4 protein-coding genes and 1 pseudogene are annotated in these 3,457 nt (G+C 64.7%); 4 read left to right on the plus strand and 1 reads right to left on the minus strand.

The features are described from left to right. Window positions 1–235: pseudogene (locus ACRCSW_RS06830) on the minus strand (serine/threonine protein kinase); the annotation flags it as partial. 373 nt (window positions 236–608) lie between these two features. Between ACRCSW_RS06830 and ACRCSW_RS06835 the strand changes: the two are divergent. The 4 genes from ACRCSW_RS06835 to ACRCSW_RS06850 are packed head-to-tail and all read left to right on the plus strand — an operon-like array spanning window position 609 to window position 3,277. Then, window positions 609–1,544, plus strand: coding sequence for an AEC family transporter (locus tag ACRCSW_RS06835; RefSeq protein WP_438703696.1), 936 nt, complete (start codon window positions 609–611; stop codon window positions 1,542–1,544). After that, entirely contained in the window at window positions 1,541–2,371 is an 831-nt protein-coding gene (fghA, locus tag ACRCSW_RS06840; protein ID WP_438703697.1) for an S-formylglutathione hydrolase, read from the plus strand. The genes ACRCSW_RS06835 and fghA overlap by 4 nt, the downstream gene beginning before the upstream one ends. Continuing rightward, complete coding sequence (locus ACRCSW_RS06845; protein WP_438703699.1) at window positions 2,349–2,834, plus strand: CAP domain-containing protein; 486 nt, start codon at window positions 2,349–2,351, stop codon at window positions 2,832–2,834. Before fghA ends, ACRCSW_RS06845 begins: the two co-directional genes overlap by 23 nt. Next, window positions 2,831–3,277 (plus strand): YaiI/YqxD family protein, encoded by a 447-nt coding sequence (locus ACRCSW_RS06850; RefSeq protein WP_438703700.1) that lies wholly within the window; start codon window positions 2,831–2,833, stop codon window positions 3,275–3,277. Before ACRCSW_RS06845 ends, ACRCSW_RS06850 begins: the two co-directional genes overlap by 4 nt. Window positions 3,278–3,457: the final 180 nt, after the last annotated feature.

The following is a 3,457-nucleotide window of genomic DNA, read 5'->3' on the forward strand; positions in this document are numbered from 1 at the left end:
CGACAACCGTTCCGACCCGGCGACAAAGGGAACCCGGGACGCACTCCTTGATGACAACCCGGCGGTTCAGCGAGTTGCGCGCGATATAAACGATGCCGAAACCGCCGCTGTTGACGAAGGACTCGATCGTATACTGCCCAAGCAAGAGCGTGGTGCCGGGGCCCAGCTCATCGGCGCCCTTCTGGACGCCTTCCGCTTCGACTTGTAGAGCAGCAGAATTCATCAAGTTACCCATTGGACCGCCCCCCTTGGTTTCCCCAAAGGCACGGCGACATCCCCAAGACCTAGCCAATGAGTTGGGCCAAAACGTGAAGCCAATTCGTTCCTTTCTTGCCACAATCGTCCGGCCAGACGCTGGGCGCCCCCGCAGTGCTGCTCCTCGCGAGACCGTGATTTCCCCCCTAAGTTGCGGGCTTCACGTCGGTCACCGCAAATGCTTGTAATCCTTCGCAACAATTGCCGGGGTTCCGCCTGCCCTGCTTTTGCCACATGATTGGCGACTTCCGCTCGCCGACAGGCCTCAACTGCCCTTCCCAGGCAGTTGCGAGACTGCCCGATTCCTAGGCAGCTGGCCTTGCCCTTCGCCGCGCCGCATGACACCACGGGCCATGCTTGCGATCTTTCTGAAGACCCTGCCGTTCTTCGCGCTCATCGGGGTGGGCTACCTCGCCGGGCGCACCAGGTTCTTCAGCGAGGAAGCGACAGCCTACCTCACCCGCTTCGTCTTCTACTTCGCGCTTTCGGCCATGCTCTTCGGCTTTGCGGCGAACCTTGACGTCGCGGCGATCTTCAGCTGGCCCTTCGTCTTTGCCTATCTTCTGGGAACCAGCGTCGTCTGGCTGATCGTCGCGGCGATTGCCCTTGCGCGGAGGACAAGCGCCGAAGAAGCCGTGTTCGAGGCCCACACCGGAGTGATCGGCAATGTGGGCTTCCTGGGGATTCCGATGCTTTCGCTTCTCCTCGGGCCGCAGGCGGTGGGGCCGGTGCTTCTGGTCCTTGCGGTCGACCTGATCGTCTTCTCGTCAATCCTGACCATGGCGATCACCGGCCTTCGCGCGGGCCGGGTCGGGCTGCAGACCTTCGGTGTGCTGGCGGTGGGGCTTGCGAAGAACCCGATGATCGTGTCGGTCGTCCTGGGCATTCTCTGGGGCGCGACCGGACTGGCACTACCCGGGCCCGTCAACGAGTTCATGACCCTTCTCGGCGCCGCGGCCACGCCTTGCGCGCTCTTCGCCATCGGCGCCTCGCTTGCCGGGCGCTCGGCCGAGCGGACAGAGGTCGCGGCCTGGCTTTCCATTGCAAAGCTCATCCTGCATCCTGCCGCAGTCGCGCTTGCATGCTGGCTGCTGGGCGTTGGTGGTTTCGTGGCGGGCGTCATGATCGCCGCGGCGGCCTTGCCCGTGGCGGGCAACGTCTTCATCCTGGCGCAGCACTATGGGGTTGCGCCGCAACGGGTTTCAACGGCGATCCTGTTGTCCACCGCGGCTTCGGTGCTGACGGTGACAGTCGTGATCGCTCTGATCAGCCAGGGAGGCTATTCATGAAGACCATCTCGGAAAACCGAGCCTTCGGTGGGGTCCAGGGGGTCTATACGCATGCCTCGCAGGTCTGCCGCTGCGACATGACCTTCGGGCTCTTTCTGCCGGGTCAGGCCGAGGACGGGCCGGTGCCGCTTCTGTGGTTTCTCTCGGGTCTGACCTGCACCCACGAAAACGCCATGGTGAAGGCCGGCGCGCAGCGGTGGGCGGGGGGAATGGGCATAGCGCTCTGCTTCCCCGACACCTCGCCCCGAGGTGAGGGCGTGGCAAACGACCCGGACTTCGCGCTTGGCCAGGGCGCGGGCTTCTACGTGAACGCCACTCAGGCGCCTTGGGCCGCGCACTTCCGGATGTGGGACTATGTGACCGAGGAACTGCCCCGGCTTCTTTTCAACGCCTTCCCGCTGACCGAAGAGGCGCAAAGCATTACCGGCCATTCCATGGGCGGCCATGGTGCCCTGACCATCGCGATGAGCTTTCCGGGCCGGTTCCGATCCGTCTCGGCCTTCGCGCCGATCGCTCATCCGACGGCGTCTGACTGGGGGCGTCCGCAGTTCTCCGCCTATCTTGGTCCGGACCAGGCGACATGGGCTGCGCATGATGCCACGTTGCTGATGCGTCGCAGGGGGTTCGATGGTCCGGTGCTGGTGGATCAGGGGACATCGGACCAGTTTCTGGAAAAGCTGCGCCCCGAGGCCCTGGCCGAGGCGATGACCGCCGCACGGCAAGGGGGAACGTTCAGAATGCAGAAGGGCTATGACCACAGCTATTTCTTTGTTTCGACCTTCATGGAAGACCATATCGCGTTCCATGCTGCGGCATTTGCGGCCTGACGCCCTGCTTCTGGTGCTGGCCGTGGCACTGGCCTCGCCGGTTGCCGCTGACGGCGCGCAGTCGGTCCTGAAGGCCGTGAATGCGGCGCGGGCCGACAAGGGCTGCGCGCCGCTGAAGCTGAACGGAACGCTGACCGCCGTTGCCGAAGCCCATGCCCGCGCCATGGCGGAGAAGGACTTCTTCAGCCACACCGGCAAGGATGGCCGGGGCGTTGCAAGCCGGATCAAGGGCGCGGGCTACCGGTACAGCTCTGCCGCCGAGAACATCGCCGCGGGGCAGTCGAGCGCGAGCGGGGCCGTGAAGTCGTGGCTCAAGAGCGCGGGCCACCGCCGCAACATCCTGAACTGCAAGTACAGCGAGACCGGCATCGCCGTGGTCTACCAGCCGGACGACCGCCCGCTTCGCGGCCAAGGCAGCGCGCTGCGCTACTACTGGGTCCAAGTGTTCGCCACGCCCGGATGACCCCCGACCGCCGCATCCTGATCGACGCCGATGCCTGCCCGGTCAAGGCCGAGGCCGAGCGGGTGGCCACCCGGCTGCGGGTCCGGATGGTGCTGGTCTCGAACGGGGGCATAAGGCCCTCGCAGAACCCGCTGGTCGAAAGCGTCTTCGTCGCGGCGGGGCCGGATGAGGCGGACAAGTGGATCGCCGAGGCCGCAAGGCCTGGCGATGTGGTGGTGACGGGGGATATCCCCCTGGCCGCGAAATGTGTGGCGGCGGGGGCGCGGGTTCTGAAGCCGAACGGCGAGGAGCTGACGGCGGCCAATGTCGGGATGGCGCTCGCCACGCGGGATCTGATGGCGGACCTGAGGGCAGCCGACCCGTTCCGGCAGGGCGGCGGGAGACTTTTCTCGAAGGCCGACAGGAGCCGGTTTCTGGACGTTCTGGACCGGATGCTGCGGTAGGTGGGCACGGTGCGCAGAATTTTTTTGTTAATCGATACAGCAGGTTATCTTTGGGCGTTCAGGATTTGTTAGGAATTGAAAAGACGTCGCAGTTGGCTTTCGATCCACATGGAACCGCTCGTCGAGCACTTCGTGCACTCCTCGCTAGCGCCACTCCCGACGAGTGCACGAAGTGCTCGA

This window comes from Tabrizicola sp., from assembly GCF_051645465.1.
Taxonomy (GTDB): domain Bacteria; phylum Pseudomonadota; class Alphaproteobacteria; order Rhodobacterales; family Rhodobacteraceae; genus Tabrizicola.